This is a genomic window from Vibrio rumoiensis 1S-45 (assembly GCF_000286955.2).
Taxonomy (GTDB): domain Bacteria; phylum Pseudomonadota; class Gammaproteobacteria; order Enterobacterales; family Vibrionaceae; genus Vibrio; species Vibrio rumoiensis_A.
Genome location: NZ_AJYK02000088.1, coordinates 1 through 25,934, shown reverse-complemented (window position 1 = coordinate 25,934; position 25,934 = coordinate 1). Strand labels below are relative to the sequence as shown.

The 25,934-nt window shown below is 38.9% G+C and carries 23 protein-coding genes and 1 pseudogene; 10 read left to right on the top strand and 14 right to left on the bottom strand.

Going from position 1 to position 25,934, the window contains the following annotated elements; translation table 11 throughout:
• Positions 1–116 precede the first annotated feature (116 nt).
• The 5 genes from A1QC_RS12505 to hinT form a co-directional block, all read right to left on the bottom strand.
• Positions 117–1,004 carry a phosphotransferase gene (locus A1QC_RS12505; protein ID WP_017024348.1) on the bottom strand — a complete coding sequence of 296 codons (888 nt, stop codon included), beginning with the start codon at positions 1,002–1,004 and terminating at the stop codon, positions 117–119.
• Positions 1,005–1,034: 30 nt separating this feature from the next.
• Positions 1,035–1,619: a penicillin-binding protein activator LpoB gene (lpoB, locus tag A1QC_RS12500; RefSeq protein ID WP_017024347.1), complete on the bottom strand. Its 585-nt coding sequence runs from the start codon at positions 1,617–1,619 to the stop codon at positions 1,035–1,037.
• 15 nt (positions 1,620–1,634) lie between these two features.
• Positions 1,635–2,021: a YcfL family protein gene (locus tag A1QC_RS12495; protein ID WP_017024346.1), complete on the bottom strand. Its 387-nt coding sequence runs from the start codon at positions 2,019–2,021 to the stop codon at positions 1,635–1,637.
• A complete protein-coding gene (locus tag A1QC_RS12490) occupies positions 2,018–3,397 on the bottom strand; it encodes a hypothetical protein (protein WP_017024345.1) in 1,380 nt (459 codons plus the stop codon). Before A1QC_RS12490 ends, A1QC_RS12495 begins: the two co-directional genes overlap by 4 nt.
• A gap of 134 nt (positions 3,398–3,531) precedes the next feature.
• A complete protein-coding gene (gene hinT / locus A1QC_RS12485; protein ID WP_017024344.1) occupies positions 3,532–3,882 on the bottom strand; it encodes a purine nucleoside phosphoramidase in 351 nt (116 codons plus the stop codon).
• Positions 3,883–4,278: 396 nt separating this feature from the next.
• On the opposite strand from hinT, the gene A1QC_RS12480 reads away from it, so the two are divergent.
• Positions 4,279–5,439: a Card1-like endonuclease domain-containing protein gene (locus A1QC_RS12480; RefSeq protein WP_017024343.1), complete on the top strand. Its 1,161-nt coding sequence runs from the start codon at positions 4,279–4,281 to the stop codon at positions 5,437–5,439.
• A 122-nt stretch (positions 5,440–5,561) separates the two neighbouring features.
• On the opposite strand, the gene udp is transcribed toward A1QC_RS12480, so the two are convergent.
• The 3 genes from udp to A1QC_RS12465 all read right to left on the bottom strand — a co-directional run bounded on the left by udp (position 5,562) and on the right by A1QC_RS12465 (position 8,763).
• On the bottom strand, positions 5,562–6,332 hold the full coding sequence (gene udp, locus A1QC_RS12475; RefSeq protein WP_017024342.1) for a uridine phosphorylase: 771 nt from the start codon (positions 6,330–6,332) through the stop codon (positions 5,562–5,564).
• A gap of 273 nt (positions 6,333–6,605) precedes the next feature.
• A complete protein-coding gene (locus tag A1QC_RS12470) occupies positions 6,606–7,022 on the bottom strand; it encodes a CBS domain-containing protein (protein ID WP_017024341.1) in 417 nt (138 codons plus the stop codon).
• A 193-nt stretch (positions 7,023–7,215) separates the two neighbouring features.
• Positions 7,216–8,763 carry a bifunctional GNAT family N-acetyltransferase/carbon-nitrogen hydrolase family protein gene (locus A1QC_RS12465; RefSeq protein ID WP_017024340.1) on the bottom strand — a complete coding sequence of 516 codons (1,548 nt, stop codon included), beginning with the start codon at positions 8,761–8,763 and terminating at the stop codon, positions 7,216–7,218.
• 203 nt (positions 8,764–8,966) lie between these two features.
• Here A1QC_RS12465 and A1QC_RS12460 point away from each other — a divergent pair, with 203 nt between their 5' ends.
• The gene (locus tag A1QC_RS12460; RefSeq protein WP_017024339.1) at positions 8,967–10,157 is read left to right on the top strand and encodes a sugar efflux transporter; all 1,191 of its coding nucleotides are present in this window, start codon (positions 8,967–8,969) and stop codon (positions 10,155–10,157) included.
• A gap of 99 nt (positions 10,158–10,256) precedes the next feature.
• On the opposite strand, the gene A1QC_RS12455 is transcribed toward A1QC_RS12460, so the two are convergent.
• Complete coding sequence (locus tag A1QC_RS12455; RefSeq protein WP_026025720.1) at positions 10,257–11,351, bottom strand: GGDEF domain-containing protein; 1,095 nt, start codon at positions 11,349–11,351, stop codon at positions 10,257–10,259.
• Positions 11,352–11,558: 207 nt separating this feature from the next.
• On the opposite strand from A1QC_RS12455, the gene A1QC_RS12450 reads away from it, so the two are divergent.
• The 7 genes from A1QC_RS12450 (at position 11,559) to A1QC_RS12420 (ending at position 18,322) form a co-directional block, all read left to right on the top strand.
• Positions 11,559–12,407 (top strand): patatin-like phospholipase family protein, encoded by an 849-nt coding sequence (locus A1QC_RS12450; RefSeq protein ID WP_017024337.1) that lies wholly within the window; start codon positions 11,559–11,561, stop codon positions 12,405–12,407.
• Positions 12,408–12,503: 96 nt separating this feature from the next.
• A complete protein-coding gene (locus A1QC_RS12445; protein ID WP_017024336.1) occupies positions 12,504–13,424 on the top strand; it encodes an EamA family transporter in 921 nt (306 codons plus the stop codon).
• Between the two features lie 101 nt (positions 13,425–13,525).
• Positions 13,526–13,957, top strand: coding sequence for an acyl-CoA thioesterase (locus A1QC_RS12440; protein WP_017024335.1), 432 nt, complete (start codon positions 13,526–13,528; stop codon positions 13,955–13,957).
• 187 nt (positions 13,958–14,144) lie between these two features.
• Positions 14,145–15,095 carry an SPFH domain-containing protein gene (locus A1QC_RS12435; RefSeq protein ID WP_017024334.1) on the top strand — a complete coding sequence of 317 codons (951 nt, stop codon included), beginning with the start codon at positions 14,145–14,147 and terminating at the stop codon, positions 15,093–15,095.
• Positions 15,096–15,099: 4 nt separating this feature from the next.
• Positions 15,100–15,558, top strand: coding sequence for an NfeD family protein (locus A1QC_RS12430; protein WP_017024333.1), 459 nt, complete (start codon positions 15,100–15,102; stop codon positions 15,556–15,558).
• 405 nt (positions 15,559–15,963) lie between these two features.
• Positions 15,964–16,884 (top strand): aromatic amino acid DMT transporter YddG, encoded by a 921-nt coding sequence (gene yddG, locus A1QC_RS12425; protein WP_017024331.1) that lies wholly within the window; start codon positions 15,964–15,966, stop codon positions 16,882–16,884.
• Between the two features lie 271 nt (positions 16,885–17,155).
• Positions 17,156–18,322, top strand: a complete 1,167-nt coding sequence (locus A1QC_RS12420) for a multidrug effflux MFS transporter (RefSeq protein WP_017024330.1) — start codon at positions 17,156–17,158, stop codon at positions 18,320–18,322.
• 37 nt (positions 18,323–18,359) lie between these two features.
• Here A1QC_RS12420 and A1QC_RS12415 read toward each other — a convergent pair whose 3' ends face one another.
• From A1QC_RS12415 to A1QC_RS12400, 4 genes are all read right to left on the bottom strand, one after another.
• A complete protein-coding gene (locus A1QC_RS12415; RefSeq protein ID WP_017024329.1) occupies positions 18,360–19,046 on the bottom strand; it encodes a haloacid dehalogenase type II in 687 nt (228 codons plus the stop codon).
• A gap of 12 nt (positions 19,047–19,058) precedes the next feature.
• Entirely contained in the window at positions 19,059–19,709 is a 651-nt protein-coding gene (locus A1QC_RS12410; RefSeq protein WP_026025719.1) for a DsbA family oxidoreductase, read from the bottom strand.
• Between the two features lie 153 nt (positions 19,710–19,862).
• Positions 19,863–21,230, bottom strand: coding sequence for a sensor domain-containing diguanylate cyclase (locus A1QC_RS12405; RefSeq protein WP_017024327.1), 1,368 nt, complete (start codon positions 21,228–21,230; stop codon positions 19,863–19,865).
• A gap of 177 nt (positions 21,231–21,407) precedes the next feature.
• The gene (locus A1QC_RS12400) at positions 21,408–22,334 is read right to left on the bottom strand and encodes a DMT family transporter (RefSeq protein ID WP_017024326.1); all 927 of its coding nucleotides are present in this window, start codon (positions 22,332–22,334) and stop codon (positions 21,408–21,410) included.
• A gap of 118 nt (positions 22,335–22,452) precedes the next feature.
• On the opposite strand from A1QC_RS12400, the gene A1QC_RS12395 reads away from it, so the two are divergent.
• Positions 22,453–23,361, top strand: a complete 909-nt coding sequence (locus tag A1QC_RS12395; RefSeq protein ID WP_026025717.1) for a LysR family transcriptional regulator — start codon at positions 22,453–22,455, stop codon at positions 23,359–23,361.
• 576 nt (positions 23,362–23,937) lie between these two features.
• Here A1QC_RS12395 and A1QC_RS12390 read toward each other — a convergent pair.
• Positions 23,938–25,934 (bottom strand): annotated as a pseudogene (locus tag A1QC_RS12390) (hypothetical protein); the annotation flags it as partial.

Genomic DNA, 25,934 nt, shown 5'->3' with positions numbered 1-25,934 from the left:
CTCAATTAACAACTTAATCTACCACTTTTTTTGTGGTTTAAAGTATTGTTTGTGTATTCATTGATTTTAAAAGTGGATAAGGCATAAACATGCCCCAAATAACACCAATCCATTGTTTACAAATGGACTTTAGATTGGGCAAGGTAAAATATATCATTCGTCAATTGATAACCAAGTAAATACCATAGCTTGATCATAAAACAAATATGAGGCATCCATAACGTCACTGCCGTTTGCCAATCTTTTACAGAGTTTAGTTCACGTTGGTAACAATACAATGACACACTGGCCTTACTGTCTATCTGGCTATTAGCAATACAGAACGTTAAATCTAAAACTGGAGAAGCTATAGCGGAATACTCCCAGTCAATGATTTTCAAACCTGTTTTGCTCTTAATTAAGTTATATTTACCAATATCAAAATGACATAAGCAATCGCTCCCCAATGACTCTGTCAATGTACGCAAACTATCAGAAATCGCATTTAAAGATTGGTACTGCGACTTCAATTCATCAGTTTTATGTTCAGGGTTTAAGCGACGCCAATAATCTTCGATTGTCTGGTGATAATCGAATCTCAATACCGTGTCAAAAGTAGTACTAGGACAACTCGACGAAAAGTTATGAATTTGAACTAAAGCACTAATTAAATAGCGTTGATGTTCTGACTCAGACAAGTTCACTTCAGTTAGTGGTGTACCCTCAAACCATTCAACCAGTAAACCTTGTGGAAGATTACGTTCTATTTTCGGGGCAAATTTTGCATTGGCTAAACTGACCAACACATCATATTCATTCGTTCGACAAACCGAAAAAGTATCGGTTGATATGGAAATAGGGCGCCACACAAAATGTTGCAGACATTCAGTTGTAATCTTCCAGCAACGATTTGTAGTGCCGCCTTTCATTATTTGAGCATGAGTAGGTTGCCGAGCCCAACCTTGCGCCACGGAAACAAGCGTACTATCTTCTACAATCGCTTTTTGCCATGGTAATGGTTTCACTCAGCATCCTCATTAATCTCAAATTATTGCTTATAGACCGAAAAAGCTTTTTGATTCTTGTTTACGGATTTCTGTTTCATCTGCCCATTCAATCAGGCCGGTTTTCAGATCCATTAAACGCATGGTCATTTTGTAATAAACATCGGTATCACTACCCGCTGATTTTACAATGCTAGATAGGTTGCCATATAACATGTATTGCGCACCTAGCATTTGTCCAAATTTAACCGCGCTGCTTTGATCAACAAGTTCATCATTATTCTGGAAGTTTAAATTCTTACGGACCGTTTCCACTTTATCCATATCAACAAAACGGAATTTGCCAGAATTCAGCATTTTAGTACTAACTGAATCGGTAATCGACTCGGTATCAATATGTTCACTGGTTTTGTTCTTAATTGAATCGACAAAGACAATTGGGCGACCAGTAATCGCGGCAACAGATCCTGAAGCAAGCATGCTATCAACCATCTCATTCGCAATTTTTTGAAGGTCCGTAGAACCGAAGTCAACCGTTGTGGTTTCGGCTGCATTCGCATCGCCATATTCTACTTTATTCGCACAACCACCTAAAACAACCGCTAAACCTAATAATGCAATGGCACTTTTTTTCATCACAAACTTCCTTTATTAATCTTGTGGTCTAATCTGAATGCGAAATTCTTTTGCATTCGGGTTAACCGATACTTCACTCAAACTCATTGATTCATAACCACGAAGGACAAATTGACGCCATGCACCTTGCTTAGCATTCACTTCCAACCCTTGATCGTCGTACCAATAGAAACGATATTGAAGATTTTGATTATCTTCATACTTACTTGTAATTTGAACCAAACCACGGGTATTTCCGTTTAATTCTTTGGCATCAATATTATCAATCGATAATCTGTCATCCAGTACACTGTCACCATAAAGCACTTTTTGACTTGCACTATCAATTCTAAGGCCAGCAGTATTGTTTGAACAACCTGCTAATGCAACGACACCTAAACAGGCTACTAACCACTTTTTCATTCAATCGCTCCTAATTGTTTATACCACAATGTCGTTGCTTTACCTTGGCGTGATACCCATACAAATGTGCGCTTATTGGCTTTAACATTAATTGGATACGTTTTTCCACCAGCAACGATAGAGTGCTCTCCTTCCGGTAAGTTTACACTACTACTGTAGACTTGTGCAGGCAGAGTCTGCCAGCTTCTTGTATCAGGTTGTTCGGTCGCGATGTTCCATAAATTCACAACTAAGTTGGTTACCCCAGAATCATCGGCCTTTACTGCTTGTCGCCTTAATTGATCTTTCGTATATAAACGCAAACCTTGTTTCAAAACAATCGAAGCGATTCGCTCACTTAAATCATTTTGCGCCATTAAGTTAGTATCTGCGAGCAAACTTGGTGTCATGCTTTGGCTATCGAGCATCAATGGTGAAAAGCTTTGTACATGAACATTTTTATAGACGGGTAAGGCAACACTATAAAATTTGGTTCTGCCTGAGCTATCCCATAATGGTAAGGATAATCGCCAACTGTTTTTGGCCGCCACTACGCCTCTTTCATCAATAACAATAACTTGCCCCTTACCTCTAGGAATAGGCTTAGGGTTACCATATTGTTTAATCAATGATTGTAAATCTTGTCGCATCCCAAGTTGTTTTGCGACTCGTATCGTTGCATCAATGATTTCTCGGTTACGAGGATTGACCGCAAGTGCTCGTTTATAGTCGATATACGCATCGTTTAATTGGTTACCTGCTTCATATAATGTGGCAGATAAAAACAACAAATAGCCATTTTGCACCGCTTGTAGCGTTTTCCCTGCGTCAGGGTATTGCGACAAAATACTGCCTAAATTAGGCTTAACACCGCTGCTTGCCATTTTATCTTGTGCTTCTTGCAAGTCTTTCTCTCGGCGTTTTTTCGCCTTTTCTTGCACTTGATTAGCAAGGCGCATTTCAACAAGTGCACCTTCCAAATCATTTTTCTGTAAATAATTTAAGCCTAAATATAAATGCAAATAACCCAGTTCATAATCGGCCGGGTCATACGTCGTTAAATTTTCATTTGTCGCTAATGAGCCAGCTTGATTGGCGCTTTCTGAAATAGAAACAGTTGCCCGTTGATTGAGTTCGGTGACGGCTTTATTACTCAGCTGAAGGGCCGTAAAACTGCTTGGGTAGTTTTCCGCTAAAAACGAAACTCGGCCTCTTTCCATATTGCTCAGTACTGGCCCCCCAACATCTGAATCTTCCAATTCAGATTCGGCATCTTTGTAATCACCCGCTTGAACATCTTGATACATATCGCGGTTTTGTGCCGAATAATGGCTAAACAGATTACCGGCAGATAAGTTGGCGCAAGCAGACAAAACAAGGCTCGATGACAAAACCATCAAAGCTTTTATTTTCGACCGCCAAACCATAGAAAAGTTTGACTGTGCGCTAGTAGGTTTCACATTCAGCGTTATTTTAGATTCGATCATTGTTTATTGTTTGCATTGTTTACGACAGAGAAAATGAATTGGCTTTAATTCACAAGCATTGGACCTAATGGTTGCCCACCGACTAAATGCATGTGTACATGGTAAACCTCTTGCCCGCCATGTGTATTGCAGTTCACAATTAATCGATAACCATTTTCCGCAATGCCTTCTTGCTTCGCGAGTTTTTTCGCTACCGTGAACAAGCGGCCCATGACTCGCTCATCTTCTTCTTCAACATCATTCGTGGTTGGAATGAGCTTGTTAGGAATAATCAGAATATGGCTTGGAGCTCGCGGATTAATATCGCGAAATGCGGTCACTAGGTCATCTTGATATAACATATCAGAAGGGATTTCTTTGCGGATAATCTTACTAAATAAAGTTTCTTCAGCCATTTTAGCCTCCAAGCGCTACTGCCGTGAAAATAGACTAACAGTATGCGCTATGACTTCATATATAACAATATTTTATGCCCATGCAGCCAAATTTATCACCATGAAAATATTGATAAAAAGTAACAATAATGTGGAACCTGTCACGAAATGTATGGTCTACTTTTCATGATGTTGACAAATGATAATAAGTATTAAGCTTCTATCGAAAATATAATACAGCTAAATGCCATCTCAAACTTGTTATTCATAAAATTCAACCTCATATTGTTATATCCAAGTTATTTAAATCATTTATCTTTCCTGTGTGGATCACTTTTTCTTTCACATTGAATACACAAAAAAGATTGATGACCATGTAAATTTATTTTTAGCTTTTATGCTAACCAAGGAAGTAAGATGTCGGTTCATGTTGGTATTATCGATCAAGATCCTGTACGACTGATCACCCCTCTTCTTGATAGTCGCTCTGAATGCTGTCACATGGCATTTATTGGTGATGCAAGTCAAAAAGAAATGTTTTCAAGGCTTCAATCTGTTTTGCAATATCGAGACATTAGTTCTGAGTTCTTTGAAATTCCTACCGCCGTCAATACTTCTGCAATTAAACGAAAAGTAAGAGAGTTAGCTGAGAAGCTTAAAGATCGCGGTGATGATGTATACTTCAATGCCAGTTGTGGATTAAGACACCGCCTGCTCTCCGTTTATGAAGTCATTCGAAGCTACAATTGGCCGATTTTTGTCGTCGAACCATTTAGTGATAACCAATGCTGGCTTTACCCATACGACAAACCTGAACAACAAGTTCAAGATCATATTAGAATCAGTGACTACCTAACGATTTTTGGTGCTCGCAGTGAATTCCCAACCAATGAAATTCCCGCGCCTTTAGATGCTAAATTACACGAATTAGGCAAACGTTGGGCAAGTAATGCTTTAGAATTGGGGCCTGGGCTTGCCACGCTCAACTACTTAGCTACGACTTGTCGTAAAGAACAAAAGTTAGATGTGAGTTTAACCGAGAAACAGCAAGGTTACCGAGAGCTTGATATGTTGATTTCCGATTTAGTCGATATCGAACTGGCGACTTATCAAAATGGCACGCTAACGTTTTATAACGAAGATGCTCGACGCTTTTCTAATGGTGAATGGCTAGAAAACTTGGTTCATAACACGGTAAGAGAAATCCATGATGAACTTCCTACCATCCAAGACCATTCTTTAAATGTTCAAGTTTACCGAGAAACAGGTGGTCGCGAAGTCAGAAATGAGCTTGATGTAGCGACGGTCGTGAATAATAAACTGCATATCATTGAATGCAAAACCAAAGGGATGCGTGATGATGGAGACGACACTTTATACAAATTAGAGTCATTGCGTGATCTATTAGGTGGCCTACAAGCAAGAGCAATGCTAGTGAGTTTCCGTCCTATGCGCCATAACGATATTTCACGCGCACAAGATTTGGGGTTAGCGTTAATTGGCCCTGATGAGCTAAAGAACTTAAAAACTTATTTAACAAAGTGGTTTAATGAAGCTGGTGGGCAAGAGGGCCTTTAAGCTTTAATTAAAACCTCTTTTGTGTAATACCAATTGTAAGCATAAAAATGCCCAGTCACTTTAAAGTACTGGGCATTAATCATTATGCAACCCATGAGATAATCAGGTCATCTCTGCTATTGCTATAGCATTTTTCTTGCCGCGGCCACTACCACTTCAATTGAACGCATTTCTGTTTCTTTCAATTTGTCATGATCTGGAATTTCATCTTTACTGCGGTTAACAATAATTCCCGCGACACAACCTGCTTTTAAACCAGAGCTTGCACACATGGTCAATAATGTGGCTGACTCCATTTCAAAGTTCAGTACCCCCATGTCTTGCCATTCTTGCATTGAGCCTTGGAAACGAGAAACAACACGACCCGTAAAAGTATCGTAACGCTCTTGGCCCGGATAGAAAGTATCGCTTGATGCCGTGATCCCTGTATGCACAGTACAACCTGTTTCGATAGCAGCTTCTTTCATTGCCGTCGCTACATCAAAATCTGCCACCGCAGGAAATTCCATAGGCGCAAAATGCAAACTCGCGCCATCAAGGCGTACCGAGCCAGTTGTCACAATCATGTCACCAATATTCAAGTGTGGTTGAATTGCTCCTGTCGTACCTACTCGTAAAAAAGTACGCACTCCAAGTTGAGCTAATTCTTCTACTGCAATAGAGGTCGATGGGCCACCAATCCCCGTAGAACAAATGACAACCGGTTGACCATCAAGCTTTGCACGAAAAACGGTATATTCACGGTGGCTAGCTAAAAACTCAGGTTCATCCATCTGGTTTGCGATTTTCTCTACTCGCGCAGGATCGCCTGGGATAATAGCAAGTGTTGCGCCATTTAAATCTTGCTGATTAACACCTAAATGAAAAACATTATTTGATGAAGTTGGTGCCACGATGTGCTCCTTAGTTTTTAGTTTGATTGATGAAGCATAGCCGCTTCAACTTTTCTAAATTAATCATACCCTTCGTATTCAAGGTATACCGATACTTTAGCCAAGAACCAGCAACATAAGAGTGAGTTAGATCACGATGAGTCGAGTAATAGATTATGATATTTCATAAGCAAACGTTTTGCATCACACTTTTCCATGAACCATAACAATAAAAAAATGGTCGCATTATTCGCGACCATTTAAATGAACAATTAGACGTCAATCAAAAGTGCCCTAAAGAGGATGTTTAAAACAATCATCCAAGCTATCACTGACCGCTTTTAATACTTCTCTTCGAGAGATAATACCAACCAACTTTTTGTTTTCAACGACAGGGTAAACTTTCGGTTTCCCTTCTTTCATTAACTCCGCCAGCTCAAGCACTGACATTTCAGGGCTAATAGTAAACGCATCTTTACGCATACAGTCGGCAACGGTGTGGGTATCTTGGCAGTGGTAGCTTACCTGCACCAATCTATTCAAGAGATCTTGCTCGGATAAAAACCCTACCACTTCTTGTCTATCATTAATAACAGGCCCACCAATATTAATCGCGTTCAAGACTTTATCTAAAGCGGTTGAAAGCGTCATATCAACGGTGAATGTAACCGCCCGAGGGCGCATATAATCTCTAACTTTTAACGATGCCATAAAGTACTCCTATGGGATTATTGCCTTCTAACGGGCGTATTGTTTGTCATCCAAATTAGGTCGGCAAATTCAATTTCTATTAATAAGTGTCGTCTAATTTCTTGATTTTACTAAATGGATTTAACCAATTTTATTGATAGACAGGGCCAATGGGTGATCAAGCACTCGATTCCCATTGGCTGTTTTCAATCAATTACTGTTTTTTTGCCTTCTCATTGGTTGGCGAAAATTGATAAATCTCTGGACGGCGATGCTTCAAATTCGTTACAGAACCTTCACTATGCAGCATTTTCAATTTTGATAAATCGACATCGGCATAAATCATCATTTCAGTATTAGGATCCGCTTCTGCAATGATCGCATCATGCGGGAAATACACATCAGATGGTGAAAATACCGCCGATTGTGCATATTGAATATCCACGTTATCAACTCGAGGCAAGTTACCAACACTGCCACTAATCGCTACATAACATTCATTTTCAATGGCACGCGCTTGAGCACAAATACGAACACGCAGGTAACCATTTTTAGTATCAGTCCAAAATGGTACAAACAGAATTTGAACGCCCTGCTCGGCTAGCATTCTTCCCAACTCAGGGAATTCAACGTCGTAACAAATCAAAATGCCCACTTTACCGGCATCGGTATCAATAACTTTAACTTTATCGCCACCTTCTATCACCCAATCCCACTGCTCATGAGGAGTGATATGGATCTTATACTGTTCTTCTATGCTTCCGTCACGGTGTAACATGTATGCAACATTGTACATGTGACCATCTTTTTGTACCGGTAAGCTACCGGCTATAATATTAATGTTGTAGGTGACCGCTAAATGAGAAAAACGTTGGATGATTTCATCGCTGTACTCACTCAAATAACGCATCGCTTCAACAGAACGTAAATCTGGTGCTAACCCCATTAGTGGCGCACTAAAAAACTCAGGTAATAGTGCAAAATCCGATTGATAATTGGCCAGTGACGTAATGAAAAACTCTGCCTGGCTTACCAAGTCATCAATTGACATGACATGGCGCATTTGCCACTGAACCACACCAATTCGAACGATGCTTTTCTCTGTCTGATGTACAGATAACACTTCTTCTTCATAAAAAATGTTATCCCACTCTAATAATGTGCCATAACCTTGAGATTTTTCATCTTCTGGTAAATAACCACGCATTAAACGCTTCACATCAAAATCATTAGATAGCTGAAAAGATAAGATAGGATCGTGTAACTCTTGGCGTTTTACTTTTTCAATATACTCACTCACTTTCAGCTCATGCGCATATTGACGGAAGCCGGGAATGCGACCCCCAGTTAAAATAGCTTTTAAATTATCACCACGACATAAATCTTTACGCGCTTCATACAAACGACGTCCTAAGCGTAAACCACGATAGTCAGGGTGAACGAATACATCTAAGCCATAGATCGCATCCCCTTTGGGATTATGCTGAGCAACGTTATTCTCATCGACAATTTCAGTGTATGTGTGTGGAAGGGAGAAGCGCGAATAATCCACCTTGATCGTTAATGCTGCACCGATAATTTTCCCACTATCTTCAATACAAATTTGCCCATCAGGAAACTGGGTAATCAGTTCCATAATCGTGGATTCTGGCCACGCACCACCCACATCAGGAAAAACCAAATCCATTAAAGCGGCCAGCTCAACATAATCTTCTGGCGTGACGGTTCTTAAATTTAACAGCGGGGTATTGTTCTCTTCCATAAATTTGATTCCTCTATTCACTTCATTCCATTATGCGGTTTAGACGAGCAATTTCCAGTGACTCCTTCTTTTTTTATAAAAATCATAGTTATCAAAAATAAAAACACGACTTTTTTAATTTATTTATCAAAAGAGTCTGTATTTTTCATACATCAATATTGCTAATATGACGCTGACTTTTTCATCACTCCAAGACCGTTTTAATGAAGACCTTTCTCTATTCGCTATTCCCAGGTAACCAACCCGACAAAACCGCAGTCTCGTTACTGTTTACTTGTTTTTTTGTAGGGATTGCAGGGGCATTTACCATTCCGACAATGAGCTTATTCATTTCAGAAGAAGTAGGTGCTCGCCCATTTCTTATCGGTATGTTTTTTATGGTGATGACGATCTCTGGAGTGGTGATCAGCCAAGTGATTGGTTGGTGGTCAGATCAAGGTGTTGACCGTAAGCGACTAATCTTAATATGTAATATCATGGGTGCTATCGGCTTCATTATTTTTGCATTCAATCGAAATTATTGGGTGCTACTTGCTGCTTCCGCTATTTTTGTTAGTACCACTTCTGCTGCTACCCCGCAAGTTTTTGCCTTAGCACGAGAAATACTCGACAGACATGCACGTCCATCTGAAACCTTCAGCGCCCTATTACGTGCACAAATATCACTTGGTTGGGTTATTGGCCCACCTATTGCCTTCTTTATCGCCACAGGGTTAGGCTTCACTTACTTATTTTTACTGGCTGCATTTATGTTTGTGGTTTTGTATTTCGTCACCTTCTTTACTTTACCTAAAATTGAACCAACCCCTAAAACGCCACATCAAGGGGTTGATGATTCAATATGGCGTGATAAGAACATCCTTTTACTCGCGATTTCATTTGTGTTCATGTATTGCGCCAATAATATGTACCTCATTAGTATGCCGCTTTACATTGCCAATGACATGGATTTGGACTCTTCCGTCGCAGGTTTAATGATGGGAACGGCTGCCTTTATTGAAATTCCAATCATGCTGCTCTCAGGTCGATACGCGTTACGATTTGGCAAAAAGAAAATGATGGCAGTGTCGATTATTGCTGGCACATTGTTTTATGTCGGGATCATACTCAATTCAAGTTTAGTGGGATTCATCGGGTTACAAGTATTGAATGGTATTTTTGTGGGTGTAACATCTGCATTAGGGATTTCTTTATTTCAAGATCTTAAACCAAAGAAAATGGGACAAGTCACCACTCTTTATTCAAACGCCATTAAAACAGGCGGTGTATTAGGTGGTGCAATAGCAGGGACCATTGCCGACTATTACAGTTTTCACATGGTATTTTTTGCATGTACCATCATGAGCTTGATCTCTTTTATCACCATATTGAAAGTCAGGGACACACACGCTTAACGCCATGATTCAGAAGTTATCTTCTCCATCCAAAAACGTTACTTAAAAAGAAGGCCATGAAATTTTAAATTTCATGGCCTTCTTTTTAAAAGCAGAGAATTATACTTCCACCATCAATTCGTGTGTTTTCGATTCATGAGCACGTTTCTTCGCAAGGTACATTTGTTTATCAGCCCGCACAATCAACGCCTCGACATCGTAGCCGGATTGAGGAGAAACTTCTGCTCCCCCAACGCTTAATGTCACATCTAAAGGCTTTAGCTTATCAAATTCAGCAAATAAACGTTCGCAATAAAAAGCCAAGTTTTCCACTTTTGTACTTGGCAATATAATACAAAATTCATCACCGCCATAACGGGCTGCTGTTTCTGATTTTCGTACCGTTTCATTGATTGCCATCGCCACCGCAATCAATACTTGGTCGCCCATCTTATGACCATAAGTATCGTTCACGGTTTTGAAATGGTTCACATCGAGATATAAAACGCAGAAGAAACCATTATTACGCTCAGCAAGCGCTCCACCTTTTTCTAATTGATCATAAAAGGCACGCTGATTGTACAGGTTCGTCATAGGATCGCGCATAGAAAGCTCGGTAAGCTCTTTAGTTCGCTGAGCAACCTGCATTTCAAGCCTTGAGGCATAGGCTTCTAGCTGAGTATTTACCGCTTCTACTTCCGATTGAAGCGCTGCAATATAAGTATCGAACACAAATTGATTATCAAAATACAATAATTTGCGGACTGCACGTTTTAATAAGCGACCATCAATTCCTTGAAACTCAGCATTGTCATCAATCAAATCTTCTAAAAGCAGCTGTAATTGATTAATGCCAGACAAGTATAATTTTGGACTTACACCAATTCGTTGGTGAACTTTACCGATGCGTAAACGCTTATCAACATAATCAAAATGATATTGGCCACTGAACAAATCTAAAATATATTGATTCATACTGGAGTGAAGGTTACTTAATGTTTCACGATCGCCAATCACCAAAGAAATTTCTGGTATCGCAGTCTGCAAAACATAAAACTGATCGACTAAATCGGGAACTAAAGGCTCGACCCACGGCAAGGCATCCTTAAGCGCTTTGACATCTTCATCTGTAAAACCCATGTATATTTTTCGGCGTTCAATTTCATGTTCGCCAATGCGTAGTTGCTCAGATAATGTTTGATGTAAATATGTCATGGCACTCATTCCAAAAATCTTTGTAACAGTTTACCATCTATCAAAACAAACTTACTAATTACAAGGGAATTTATTATCGATTTAATGTCCGCTAATGAGTAGAAATCGTTATATTTTCCTTAATCGATTGTTTCAGCGATTTCATCTTTCTGTATCATTCAAACGCTGTATAATTTTTAACGATTTAATTGTTCTGAGGTGAATCACATGGAAAAACCATCAACAATGGCACAACATGCTCTTGTCGTTGAAGGCGGTGCAATGCGTGGTATATTTTCAGCCGGCGTTTTAGACCGTTTTATTGACCACCAATTTTCACCCTTCGATTTTTGCATTGGCGTATCTGCAGGCTCTACTAGCTTGGCATCGTGGCTTGCTAACCAGAAACAACGAACTTATAAAGTCGTTACCGATTACTCCTGTCGCCCAGAATTCATCAATTTCAAACGTTTTCTTCGCGGTGGACATTGGCTTGATCTTGATTGGCTTTGGGATATAACAACCTATGAAATCCCTATCGACACTGACAAGCTTCATCAGCAATCAGTACCGCTTTATGTGGTCACTACCGACATTAACACTGGCTTGCCCCATTATATTTCATCCACCCCAGACAATGTGGTTGAATTATTAAAAGCCTCTTGCTCTGTCCCTGTGGCTTATCGGAATTATCCTGTCATTAATGGAATGCAAATGACGGATGGTGGCGTCGCAGATTCAATCCCTGTAGAGAAAGCCTACCAACTTGGCGCAAAAGAAATCACGGTGATCTTATCGCGCCCTCTAGGTTATGAGAAAAAACCCTCTAGAATCCCATGGTTAACTAAGAAATTTCTTGCTCAGCATCCGCAACTCGCAAATGCGGCTTTATTACGTGCTGAGAGTTACAATCGCAGTATTGCTTTCATAAAGCAGCCTCCAAGTGATTGCAAAATTAATGTTATTGCACCACCAGCCGACTTCCCCGTTGGAAGGCTCACTACCGACTTACAAAAACTCGATATTGGTTACCAAATGGGTATCGATGCAGCTGAACAAATTGTAATGGCGAAATAATCCCCAAAGTTCGTTTTTCCTTCAAAAGAACAAAAAACTCGCGGGTAAGAAAAATATGTGGCGTAATGAATTAACAGCTCACCTTCAAGGAAGAACATGAACGCACGCGGATTAGCACTAATATTATTAGTTGTCTTTGTTTGGGGCATTAACTTCGTTATTATTACTATCGGTATTAAAGACGTCCCTCCTTTCTTACTTGCGGGTTTACGTTTCGCGTTTGTTGCGTTTCCACTCATGCTATTTTTACCACGACCCGCCATTCCATTTCGTTGGCTATTTTTGTACGGCATTACCATTAGCTTTGGGCAATTTGCTTTTTTGTTTTACGCGCTTTATGTGGGAATGCCTTCAGGACAAGCATCCTTGCTATTACAAATGCAGGTTTTTGTCACCGCAATTCTGGCTGTGCTGATTTTTCAAGACACTTTAAATCGATGGCAATTACTCGGTGGCTTCATGGCACTAATCGGAATTGGTTTCTTACTTTACGGTGTGATTGAAACGGATATATCCATACTAGGTTATTTACTCACTTTCTGTGCTGCGTGTTCTTGGGGTGTTGGTAATATCTGTAACCGTCATATATCCGTTCAATATAAAGACACCAACATGCTTCAATTGGTCGTTTGGGGGGCATTAATTCCTATTATTCCTTTCTTTGCATTTAGCTTTTTCTTTGAAGACCATCAACAGATCCTTCATGCTATCACTCAGCCTTCTTTAACCTCTGTTTTAGCCTTGCTCTACTTATCAATTGTTGCTTCGCTATTTGGCTACAGCGTTTGGGGCATGTCGATAGCCAAATATGGTACGGCTAGTGTTGTGCCTTTTGCGTTATTGGTGCCAGTCGTTGGGTTACTATCTGGCTGGGTGATGTTAGATGAAACGCTCAATGTCATCCAATTTGTTGGCTGTGCCGTGATCATTGTCGGCCTATGTGTTTATTCCTTAAATCAAAAGCTGATCAATTGGTTACAAGCCTTTCGAAACACTACCATGAAAAATGCTGAGTAAATGCACAAAGCTACAGTTCACGGTTTTTCTTAGAAGGCATTGTACAAAGACAGATAACTGAATAATCTAAACACTCGTTTAACTCATAAGGAAGAAAGCTCATGACAACGTTACTCGATGGTTTTCCAGTCATTACAGAGATCCCTGTCGCTTGGGGTGATATGGATGCGCTGCAACATGTGAACAACGTAATGTACTTCCGCTATTTTGAAACCGCGCGAATAGATTATTTCAAACGCATCAATTTAATGGAAAACATTGCCATCACTCAAGTTGGCCCAATTGTCAGTGAAACCAGTTGCCGATATAAAATGCCGGTCACGTTCCCAGACACCTTATTAGTCGGATCAAAAATCACCGATCTACAAAGCGACCGCTTTACCATGAAATACCAAGTTGTCAGCAAAAAATACAATAAAGTAACAACATTAGGCAGCGCCACCGTGGTAATGTTTGACTTTAAATCCAACCAAAAAGCCAGCTTAACACCCGAAGTATTAGCGATCATTCAGCAATTGGAAAATTTAAAGTAGCGTCCCTCCTTCTTTCATAAACAAGGCTTTAAAGTGTCCTAAAGCCTTGTTTTCATTGTCTCAATCCCGAAACCGTTTCATTTATATTGTGAGATATTTCAGCTTTGCACCAAAATTAACCAATCATGACAAGCTTATTCCCCAAATTGCCGTAGAATGAAATTATTCTCATTAAAAGGACAACGTTATGAATAATCCTCTCGATCTCATCTTCGCTAATATAGTGCCGGTGGTTATCTTCATCTTTGTGGTGGTGGTATTAAAAAGTGGTATCAAGTTTGTGCCGCAAAACCAAGCATGGGTCATTGAGCGATTCGGTAAATTCCACTCGACTAAACTAGCGGGTATCAACTTCATTATCCCTTTCATTGATCGTATTTCTGCCATTCGTAGCTTGAAAGAGCAAGCGCAAGATGTACCTTCTCAATCTGCAATCACCAAAGACAACATTTCTCTCGTTGTAGATGGTGTACTTTATTTCCGAGTATTAGACCCATACAAAGCAACATACGGCGTGGATGATTATGTCTTTGCTGTCACCCAACTTGCTCAAACCACCATGCGTTCAGAGCTTGGTAAAATGGAGCTTGATAAAACCTTTGAAGAACGTGACTTACTTAATACTAATATCGTATCAGCCATTAACGTTGCCGCAGAACCTTGGGGCATCCAAGTCCTTCGTTATGAAATTAAAGATATTGTACCGCCGCAATCGATCATGGAATCGATGGAGGCTCAGATGAAAGCGGAACGTGTTAAACGTGCACAAATATTGGAATCTGAAGGTGACCGCCAAGCCGCTATCAATGTGGCAGAAGGTAAAAAACAAGCGCAAGTACTTGCCGCTGAAGCAGATAAAACAGAACAAATTTTAAAAGCAGAGGGTGAAGCAAAAGCGATTATTGCTGTTGCAAATGCACAAGCTGAAGCATTGAAAACTATTGGTGACGCTGCCAATACTGAAGAAGGTCAAAAAGCCATTCAGTTGGATCTTGCTACCAAAGCGATTGAAGCAAAACATGCGATTGCGAAAGAGTCTTCTGTTGTATTACTACCTGAAAACGGTACTGATGCTAGCTCATTGGTCGCACAAGGTATGTCGATCATTAACTCATTAAACAAACAACCTAGGGCGTAAGCGTATGGATTGGATGCTTAACTATTTACCACAAGTACTGATGTCGATTGGTATCATTGCCTTAATTATTGAAGTGGTTGTATTAGGTTTTGCAACCTTCATACTGTTCTTTATCGGCTTAGCGTTATTTATTACTGGCCTATCAATGTATTTAGGTTGGCTTGATGCCAGTGTTAATATGGCAATGTGGTCCAGTATTATCTTAACCTTCGGGTTTGCATTGATCTTGTGGAAGCCATTTAAAAAGCTTCAAAACAAACAAGTGACTCAAGATACTTCATCAGATTTTGCTCAAGAAACCTTTGTACTCACGGGTGATGTGAATCGCACTTCAAACGACGTATTGCATGCTTATTCTGGCATCAATTGGAAAGTGAGAAGCGAGCAACCATTAACCGCAGGGCAAACCGTTAAAGTAGTAAAAACTGAAGTCGGTATCTTGTGGGTTATAGCCGTCAACTAAAGCAACACAGTTAGCTGGACTCACGAACTTAGGCTGAATAAAGCCCAAAAACTAAAGGCGATATTCCTTAATTGGATATCGCCTTTTTGTATCAGTGAGAAGCTAAATTCCACTTTGAACTTTATAATAAACCGCGGCAAATAAAGCCGCAAAAATCAAAACCGTAATCAACAATTTAAGCCAAATAAATTTCACAATTTTTCCTTACCAAGCATACTAACCATCAATATTGTAACCCTATTAGGATACGCATAAATTCTGGTTTTGCGAATAAATATACTATCGATTCAGGTAAATGTTTTTCTACTTACTAGCACCACCATAAACTTACTGAATCATCCATTGTTCCATCAGAAAATTACTGTTACTTTTATCAATCATACGCGGATGATACATAGGTCAAACATGCCTTTTTTAACAAAAAACAAATATACCCTTTTTGGTATTGCCACAATTTTGCTATGGAGCAGTGTTGTTGCTTTGATCCGTGATGTCTCTGAACTTTTTAGCCCAATTGGCGGCGCTGCACTCATGTATACCATTAGTGCCATTTTTTTAATTGCTATTATGGGTGTGCCAACGTTAAAAGATTTCCCCACCCGGTACTTGATTATCGGCACAACTCTATTTGTCGCTTATGAGATTTGCCTCGCCTTGTCTTTAGGCATGGCAAACAATCGTCACCAAGCCATGGAAATGGCCGTTATTAACTATTTGTGGCCAGCCCTCACTATTTTATTAACGTCCATTCTAGGTGATCGTAAAGTCAGTATTTTGGTTTATCCAAGCGTGATAATCACCTTTATTGGTGTCGCTTGGTGTATTTCAGGTGATAGTGGTATTTCCATCCCTGTATTGCTCGCTAATATGGCAGAAAACCCAATGACTTACTTTATGGCTTTTTCCGCAGCATTTATTTGGGCTATCTATTGCTTCATCACTAAACAATTAAGTAATGGCAAAAATGCGATTACATTATTCTTTACTGTAACCGCGATTGCATTATGGATTAAATATATTTTCAGCAGCGAACCTAGCCTTCAATTTACTTTTAATTCCAGCGCAACCCTACTGCTTGCCGGTATTGTAATGGGAACTGGGTATGCTTTATGGAATCAAGCAATCATTGGTGGCAACATTATGCTACTGGGCACTTTATCTTACTTTACCCCTGTTTTTTCAACCGTTTTTTCTTCTCTATATTTGTCTGTCGCTCTTACTGCCTCATTTTGGCAAGGCGTAATACTGGTCACCGTAGGCTCGTTGATATGCTACTTTGTCACCAAAGAAAAAAACCAAGCTGTCAGCGTTAAAATAACAAACTGATTGATTGATTGAAAATCAACTTACTACTGCCTCTAATCTGAAATCAATTAACCCGCCTTTGGTGTTAAAGTTTGTATGATTAAGTTAATGTAAATCACCTAGCAAGTACTATTGAATTTACTTATGATTGGCGATTAATTATTACCTGAACTTTGGTCAGCCAATCTCATTTACATACATTCTCGTAATTAGTCTGCCCATCCTCTTTGTTTTTCCAAGTTAATCGGAGTATTTTTTGAAATCCACACAAAAAATTCTAGGCAAAAACAGCATGTTACTTTTTCTAATCGTGATCAGTGCTTTCCCACCACTCACAACGGATCTTTACCTTCCCGCTTTGCCGACCATGCTTGATACATTAAATACCACTCAAACCATGGTGAACCTTACGTTAAGCATTTATTTCGCCACTTATGCCATCGGCCTTCTGTTTTGGGGACCGTTAAGTGAAAAATTTGGCCGTAAGCCCATTATGCTAGTCGGGTTAGTGATTTATATTTCAGCCAGTTTATTATGTGCTTTTTCTGAATATATCGAATTACTGATCGTAGGCCGTTTATTACAAGCATTTGGGGGCAGTGCTGTTACTGTGGTTGCAACCGCCATTGTGAAAGATCTATATGATGGTCGAGAACGCGCCAAAATCATGGCGACCATTATGTCTTTAGTAATTATTGCACCAATGATCGCACCAATCTTAGGGGCATTTTTATTAAAAATAGGCTCCTGGCATATGATGTTTATTGCATTGGCTGTTTTTGGCGGTATGTCTGGAATATTCGCCTTATTGTACAGCGAGACATTACCGAATCGTTATACTGGGTCAATGCTACAAGCTTGGGGTCGTCTCGGTACGGTGATCAAAAATCCTAACTTTATTATTTTATTGATCATCTTCACCGCCCCACCTATGGCGTTACTTTCTTTTCTTGCCGTTGGATCTTATGTATACATAGACCAATTTGGCTTATCTGAGCAAATGTTCAGTTATGCTTTTTCTTTTAATGCATTAGTCGCCTCTTTTGGCCCCACTATCTACATTAAATTATCTCGGAAAATATCGGTTGAAAAAATCATCACGGTAAGTTTTGTGTGCTTAATGCTGTGCGGGATATTAATGTATTCATTTGGCCACCAATCTCCATGGGTGTTTGCTTTAATTGCCGCTCCTGCAACCTTAATGGCACTTATTCTTCGAGTACCTGGTACCAACTTAATGCTTGAGCAACAAAGCAGTGACACTGGATCGGCAGTTGCGATTATTCAATTTTGTTCGATGATGTTTGGAGCCTTAGGCATGACATTAGTGTCTCTACATTCAGAGACACTAATTGAAAACTTAGGCGTGATTCAATTTACCGTTGGTCTCGTTACATTAATTCTTTGGATTTTAGTCAAAAAGAAATCGTATGTGACTAACTACATTAAAGATTGCTAATAATTAAGTGAGCATAACCACTAAATATATGAATGACTTAGTGGTTTATAATCTGATCAGAAAAATCATTCAAATTTTTCGCCACAAAATCAGGCTCGGGAATATTACCCACCAATAATAGGTTGTTGTTCGGTCTAGTAATAAAAGCTGAAGAGCAACCGGCTGCTTGTGCGCCTAAGGTGTCCCATAAATGACAAGCCACAAGGCAAACCTTCGAAATATCCACACCCATTACGTTAGCTGAATGACGATAGGTTTCAGGATGAGGCTTAAAGGCTCGGACTTCTTCAACACTCAATTGATGCTCGAAGAATCGACTAATACCGGCTTTTTCTAATAATGTCGGTGAAGCCGTTGGAGCGGAATTGGTGAGCGTCGCCAATCGAAACCCAGCCTGTTGTAAGCGCTCCAAAGCCGGAATGACATCAGGATGTGGCGGCAGACTCCCTAGCAAAGATTTGAACTCTTCTACGTCTTGATCTGATATTACAAGGTTATAATTTACACCAACCATTTTCAGCGTACCCACAGCCAGTTGACCAAATGGTTCATAAAGCCCTGAAATCGTTATTGCTTGCGAATAAAGCACCAGTTCAGAAAACCAGTTCCGTAGTACCGAAGCATCGTTAAAAACGCGATCAAAAAATGGCTCTAAAATAGTGATATCAAGCAGTGTTTCGTTGACATCAAAAAGAAGAACGTCGACTTGACGTGTTGTATTCATATTGTGAACCTTTTAGTCGGAAAGTCCTGCTAGCTCTTTAAGCACGGCTATGTAATTTTCTTGTGGGTAAGCTCCCGTCATCGCACTACTACGATTAAAAATAACGGTTGGTACGCCAGAAATACCTTGCTGCTGCCAAAACATTTCTTGTTCGACAACACGACGATATCTATCTGCATCATTTAAAGCCGATTTGGTTACAACCGAATCTAACCCTACCTTTTGCGCTTCTTCTAATAGAATATTTCGATCGGAGACATCTTTATGCTCCGTAAAAAAAGCCGCAAACAAGCGTTGCTTAAGTTGGTGCTGTAAGCCATGTTCATGTGCAAAATCAAGCAACATATGGGCATCACGGGTATTTACCATCTTCATATTTTCAAAGTAATCAAACTCAAAATCATATTCCGCACCAAGTGCGCTAATGTTTGCGCGAGCTTTATCACTGTCTTCACGTTCAGCGCCGTATTTACGTAAAACATGATCCCGTAAATTTTCACCTTCTACTGGCATATCAGGGTTCAACTCAAATGGTTGCCATTCAATTTCTACTCGGTCTTGAAGCCCTAACTCATTAATCGCCGCTTCTAAACGCTTATAACCCACAATGCACCATGGGCAAACCACATCGGACACAATATCTATTTTGATCTTATCGTTCATTGTCATTTTATTCCTCTGCTTAACTGCCTACTGAATAAGTACACTATAGACATAACTGAACGTTCGTTCAATATTATTTTGAACAATCGTTCAATTTTGAGTTAAGGCTATGTTTATCGATTTAGATCGGCTCTGTGGTTAATTAAAACAACATTAAATAAAGGAGGGCTGTGAAGCGAATACTTTTACTCTATTTCTTCCTTCACGCTTTGCTTCGTACATTACTTGGTCAGCTTGCTGAAGTAATTCATCAAAGCTTTCTTGTTGTTGTAGCGTTGTAACCCCAATACTAACCGTGACTTGAATACTATTTGAATTAACAATTAAAGGCGTGTTCATCATTAATAGGCGTATATTTTCTGCCACTTCAACTGCACCTTCCTCATCTGTATCTGGTAAAACAATCGCAAATTCTTCACCACCAATTCGTCCAAAAATATCAGAGTCTCTGAGGCTTAAACGGCATTGTTCGCTAAATTGCTTTAAAAATATATCGCCAGCGTGATGACCATACTTATCATTAATCGATTTAAAATGATCCACATCTAAAATAAGCAGAGAATAAGCACGCTTTGACCGCTGAGATAAATTGAACTCTTTATTCCCCATATCCATAAAGTAACGGCGGTTACTAATTTGTGTGAGTGGATCAGTCGTCGCTTCAAGGTATAGCTGTTCTTCATAAGCGGAACGATTGTTAAGTTCAACTCTTAATATTTTTCTTGTGATGAGAAGCGTAATAGACGTGATAAAAAGAACAATGCAGGTTATCGGTATGAGTATATTTTTGCTTGGCACCATTGGAGTCCATGTTAAAAGCGTTATTTGCTTACCTAACACAGAATAAATGGGCATGCTTAATGATTCATCAACTGGCTTTTGAGTTTGGCTTAATCCAAACAGCTGATAGTTTGATTCTAATTTCTTTAAAAACGTAGAATCAACTCGTAGCCCTACCGTGAGATAAGAATTACTTCTTGCTGTGTGAAGCTTTTCATCAACTAATGGTCCCCCAACGACAAAATAGGTATTTTCCCCTACTTGTATAAAACCACTAGTAGTCTGTAACTCGGTGTTAAGCGACCTAGAATGCTGCATCATCTTAATCAAACCATTGTTCATCAACTGATCAAACGTAAGAGACGAGTCATTCTCACTTTTCACCAAATAAGCATCATCCTTATCATTTTCTATAGCAACACTGAAGGCTAGATCGAACTTATCCATGAGATAGTCACCGGTATTTTCTGACACCCAGTTAGCATCTCGGTCAATAAATATCCGTTCATAGGATTCATCCCAATAGGTATATTCACTTAAAATATCTTGTGCATGCTGACTTTCAATCGTTAAAGCTAAATTTACCCTTTTCTTAATTTGAGCCGTGGCTTGATGATCTAAAGTACTTAAAAAATACCAAATTCCGAAAAACATCATAATCGTCATGATGAAAAACAAGGCACTGATGGCCGATATAACCGATTTGGTTGAGATAAAACCTTGAGTAGACAACTTAGCCATAAAAGAATCCATAAAATCAAAATAACCCTACTAATTTAATGATTACACATTGGTAGGTGTCATGTGACTTTAGTTTACATTCTTTTACGGAAAATGCCTTTATTAGCAAGCATTATGTTTACATAAGCTCTTAAAGATAAAAATACGTGATTTCACATAATTATGTTATTTCTAAAATCAATACGTCCTTTTATATACCGAAGCCATCATCACACTAACAAAAATCACACACCCACCTATTACTTGAATAATAGATAACGATTCGTTTAACCAAATAACAGCAAACAAAGCGCCAAACATTGGCTCACTGCCCATTAAAAGTGAGACTTTAGTTGGTGATAGTTTCCTTACTGCATAATTTTGAACAAAAAAAGCAAACAAGGTACAACACAAAACCAAATACACCATAATAAACCAAAACTCGATATTGATTGGAAAGTGAACGTTAAAACCAACATCAAACACCACCAAACTTATGGCACTCACGGCAACCACAAACGATTGAATGCAAGTGAGCGTTGCATTACTAACCTGCTTACCTTCCGTCAGCCTTTTGGTCATAGTTACCATGAATGCACGTAGTAAAGCGGCTAATAAAATAAAGTAATCACCTCTATTTAATTCCCATTCAAAACCGTGCGAACTGGTTAATAGAAATACTCCAACAACACTTGATACAGTAAGTATAAACATCCGCTGGCTTATCACTCTTTTACTCATCGACATTTCAACCAGAAAAGTAAAAATAACCGATAGACTTATCAAAAACGCGGCCTTACTTGCCGAGGTTTGAAAAAGTCCTGTAACCTCAAAAAAGAAAATCGCTGCCAAAATAGCGCCCGTTGGTAAACCAACTCTCCAATCTTTACTTCTCTTTGCCTTTATATCCTTCAATGCCACTGGCAATAAAAAGAAACAAGTGACTGAAAATCGAATAGCGATAAATATCATCACAGATGTATAAATGAGCGCCTGTTTAGTTAAGCCATAGCTTGTCCCCCAAAAAATGGCCACCAATAGAAGTAATACTTCTAAGATTGGGAAATAATATTTCGGTTTAGCCTCTCTCTTACTACTTTTTAGTAATGTTGTAGTTTCATTCATACTTACTCCTTAAATTGGCTCAAATAACTTCGAATATTTGTGATTTCTTTGACACAAGCAGTATCAATGAGTAACTTAAATAGAACAATAAGCTAAATATGCAAAGGATAATTGCGCCGTGAACACTAATAGAGTAATGAATTTGATGCCAGAAATGGCAACGTTTGTCACTGTAATAGAAGAAGGAAGTTTTTCTAAAGCCGCAATAAAATTGGGTGTGATGCCTTCATCGGTCAGCCGTTCTATCAGTAAGCTTGAAACAGCGTTACAACAAAAATTGATTGAAAGAACAACTCGCAGGCTGCGCCTAACCAGTGTGGGTGAAGACGTATTTCAACTTTGTTTGGATATGCTTCAATCAGCAAAACAAGCCGTTCACGCTGCGCATACCAATACAGATGAAATTTCTGGAGAGCTTACGATTGCCGCGCCAAAAGCACTAGCTCGTCAGGTCCTTATGCCAACCGTGCTCGAATTTATAAAAGCCTACCCTAATGTGTGCTTAAAATGGAAAGTCACTGATCATTATATTGATCCAGTAGGAGGTGAAGTGGATGTCGTCATTCATATCACCGATCATCCAGTAGAAGGACTCATAGCCAAGAGTCTAGGCAGCGTTAAGCGTATTGCTTGTGCTAGCCCTGATTACATCCAAAAGCATGGTTTACCTATCCACCCTAGCGACCTAACTACCCATCAATGCATAGGTTATGGTGAAACTCCAGCTGATAGTTCATGGACTTTAAGTCAAAACACGAAAAAATACACAATAAACATTAAAGGTTCATTAGCCGTCAATCACAGTGAGATAAGAAGAGAAGCCGTATTGCAAGGATTAGGTATTTCTATTTTCCCCGACTTTACTATTACAGACTATCTCGATTCAGGTGAACTGATTCAAATTTTTCCAGAATGGTATATCAAAGGAAATTACCAAGGAAAAATTGTCGCACAATATCCACAATCGAAATACATCCCCAATCAGCTGAAAGCTTTTATTAATTTTCTGAACAATATTCAATGTTAAGAATAAAAAACTGAGGGGATCAGATATTGCTTCTTACTACACCAATTATTTTTATGATAAAAATCAATTTATTATTGCGTTTTTCTTTGAGGTATAACTTATTTAGGTTCGAGCAAAAGGTAGGATTTCTGCTTATATACAATAAAGTTAGGTTAAAGAAAGCATTTTGATGCCTCTAAGTAACTGACATCTTATATTGACCATGCAGATTTGAGTTATAAACGCTGGATGTGATCTTTGCAACGACTTACTTTGCAAACATCAGAAATGTCGCTGAAAGTATAACCTGTCCTAAGCCACTTTAATAAATCAGTCAGTTATAAAACAAATAACACCATAAAGTGTCCTAACCTGAAAGCATAAAATGTCCTTTTTCTAACGTCTCTTTATACTGATTATTTTTGTGAAAGAAAGTTACTTTCAATAAAACAATCACCTTGCCTCTAAGTTCATAATTCTAAGCATGAACCGTTTCATGCTAACTCATTTTTGGACAATTTCGTGTTACGAATAGAAACAACAAAACCCCAGTTTGCATGAGAAAATGTATGGAAAAAATTAACCACATTGACAAGTTTATGGTTCAATACTTTTTTCACAGTAAAAGCTAATGACGACATGATAAATTGAAACAGTAACGTTACCACGCTGAAGTTCTTCTTTTCCCATCCAAAAGGTATCTGAATCTTCAGCATTTACAGTTTCAAGAGCATAACCATTTGCTTTGGTAAAACCTTTGTGCTGACGTTGTTTTATGTGGTTCTTATACTTATCCAATAGGGTGACAAAATCTTTATCGAATGCATATACGACAACGAATATCGTATTAAAGCCCTCTTGATCATACCCCGCCAACTTATCCATATGCTCATTGATATCGGTAGTACCCCATTTAAGAAGGCGAAACGCTTCAAATAACGCAATACGTCTACTTTTATTGTTATCTACTATGACACCATCCACTTCACCATAGCTTTTACCCGAAGATGAACTGCCTATTTGACTTTGATCCGAAATGTGAAGTGGAGAGCTTTTTTCTCTCATATTAAAAAGACTACAAAACCATTGATTAATTCGGTCTTCGTTTGCTGGCTTACTAGAATATCCAGAAACGGAATCGTCATCTTTGACAGGTATGTAAATATTTTTGCTGCGGCTAAGTAATTCTTTAGAGACTGAAGAAACTGTTTCAACTAAATACTCTTCAACAGAACTATTATTTGTTATCTTCACATATGTTTCGACATCACTACCGTTAATCAGTTTAAAACTATTTGCTAGTTGCTCAGGGCTTCTTTGATTCTTTTCAGCAATACGATCGATATACTCTGTAGCACGCGACTCCTTCGCAAAAGCGTTCATTATAACGTCGTTTATTTTATCTAATTCGTCTGGCAGGGATTCGTTTTGACCTAAGAACCTCGTATAAGATGAAAAAGCGATATCTGCTTCTTTTACCAAGTTATGCTTAAGCAGTAACTCACAATAAGGTGTAAGTAACTGAGGGAGGACTTTCTGAGTTGAACTCAATAGTTCCCATGTTTCCTTCATTGAATTGATGTCTTCAATCGTTAAATAAGCATGAAGTATTCCAGAAATCCACGGCAATGGGTAACTTGGGAAATTAGACCATTGTGCTTCTGCCGACTGTTCTACTTTTGCTAAAACACTTCGAATCAAAGTTATGTTTGAAGCTTCATGATGGTTAGCAATATAGGCACGTAACAACATTAAGATATGTTCTGGGTTCTTAGTATCTTCGGCCAATCGTTTCAGAATAAGAATGCTCTTTGGAGCATCACGTTCAATCAGGTAGTATGCGAGGTAGTAGCGTCTAAAGTGCTCACATTCGTCGTAAAGCTTTCTCTCTGATGATGCAAATGGAATAGGAATATTGTTAACATGTGATTGAAAATCAGGATCATATTCGCTTTGGTTAACAGCCATTAATGTAACATCTAACTTGTATTGATAACACTTAATCAATTGACGTTTATCAGTAAATAGATGGTGTTGTACTTCTTTGAATCTACCTTCATTCAACTCATGACTAGCTTGTTTAAGAACGTTTAATGCAAGGTCAAACTCAGAAGCTCGGTATGCTGATACAAATGTTCTTTCTAAGTCATCTAAAGAGCTATTAGCAATATTGTCTATTGAGAGCTTTGTGATTGCTGATTTGAGAAGCTCTTTTCTTACAGGATGAATACAAGATTCCATTAATTGGAAAAGCTGTGAGTTAGTTAAGCTATCTTCATTTGAATCAAGAAAGTCTTCGAAGTCTGAATAACCGATTTTGTTTATGTAAACACAGAAATCAGGCCATAGGTCGTAAGCATTCATTCCAATAGTGCGAAATAATCCATCTCTTTCATTAGTACCGAAGCCTAAATTGTCAACGATAGATATATTTCTTTTGTGCAGTTTATTTAAATTTTGGCAAGAGTCATGATTTGCAACCGCCATCAGTATTTGAAAGTAACAACTTATAGCTCCTTTCGATTTATACTGAGATTCGTTTTTCCATAGCAGAACCGATGACCAATCGTTTTTGTGCCTTTTAGAAATCGACA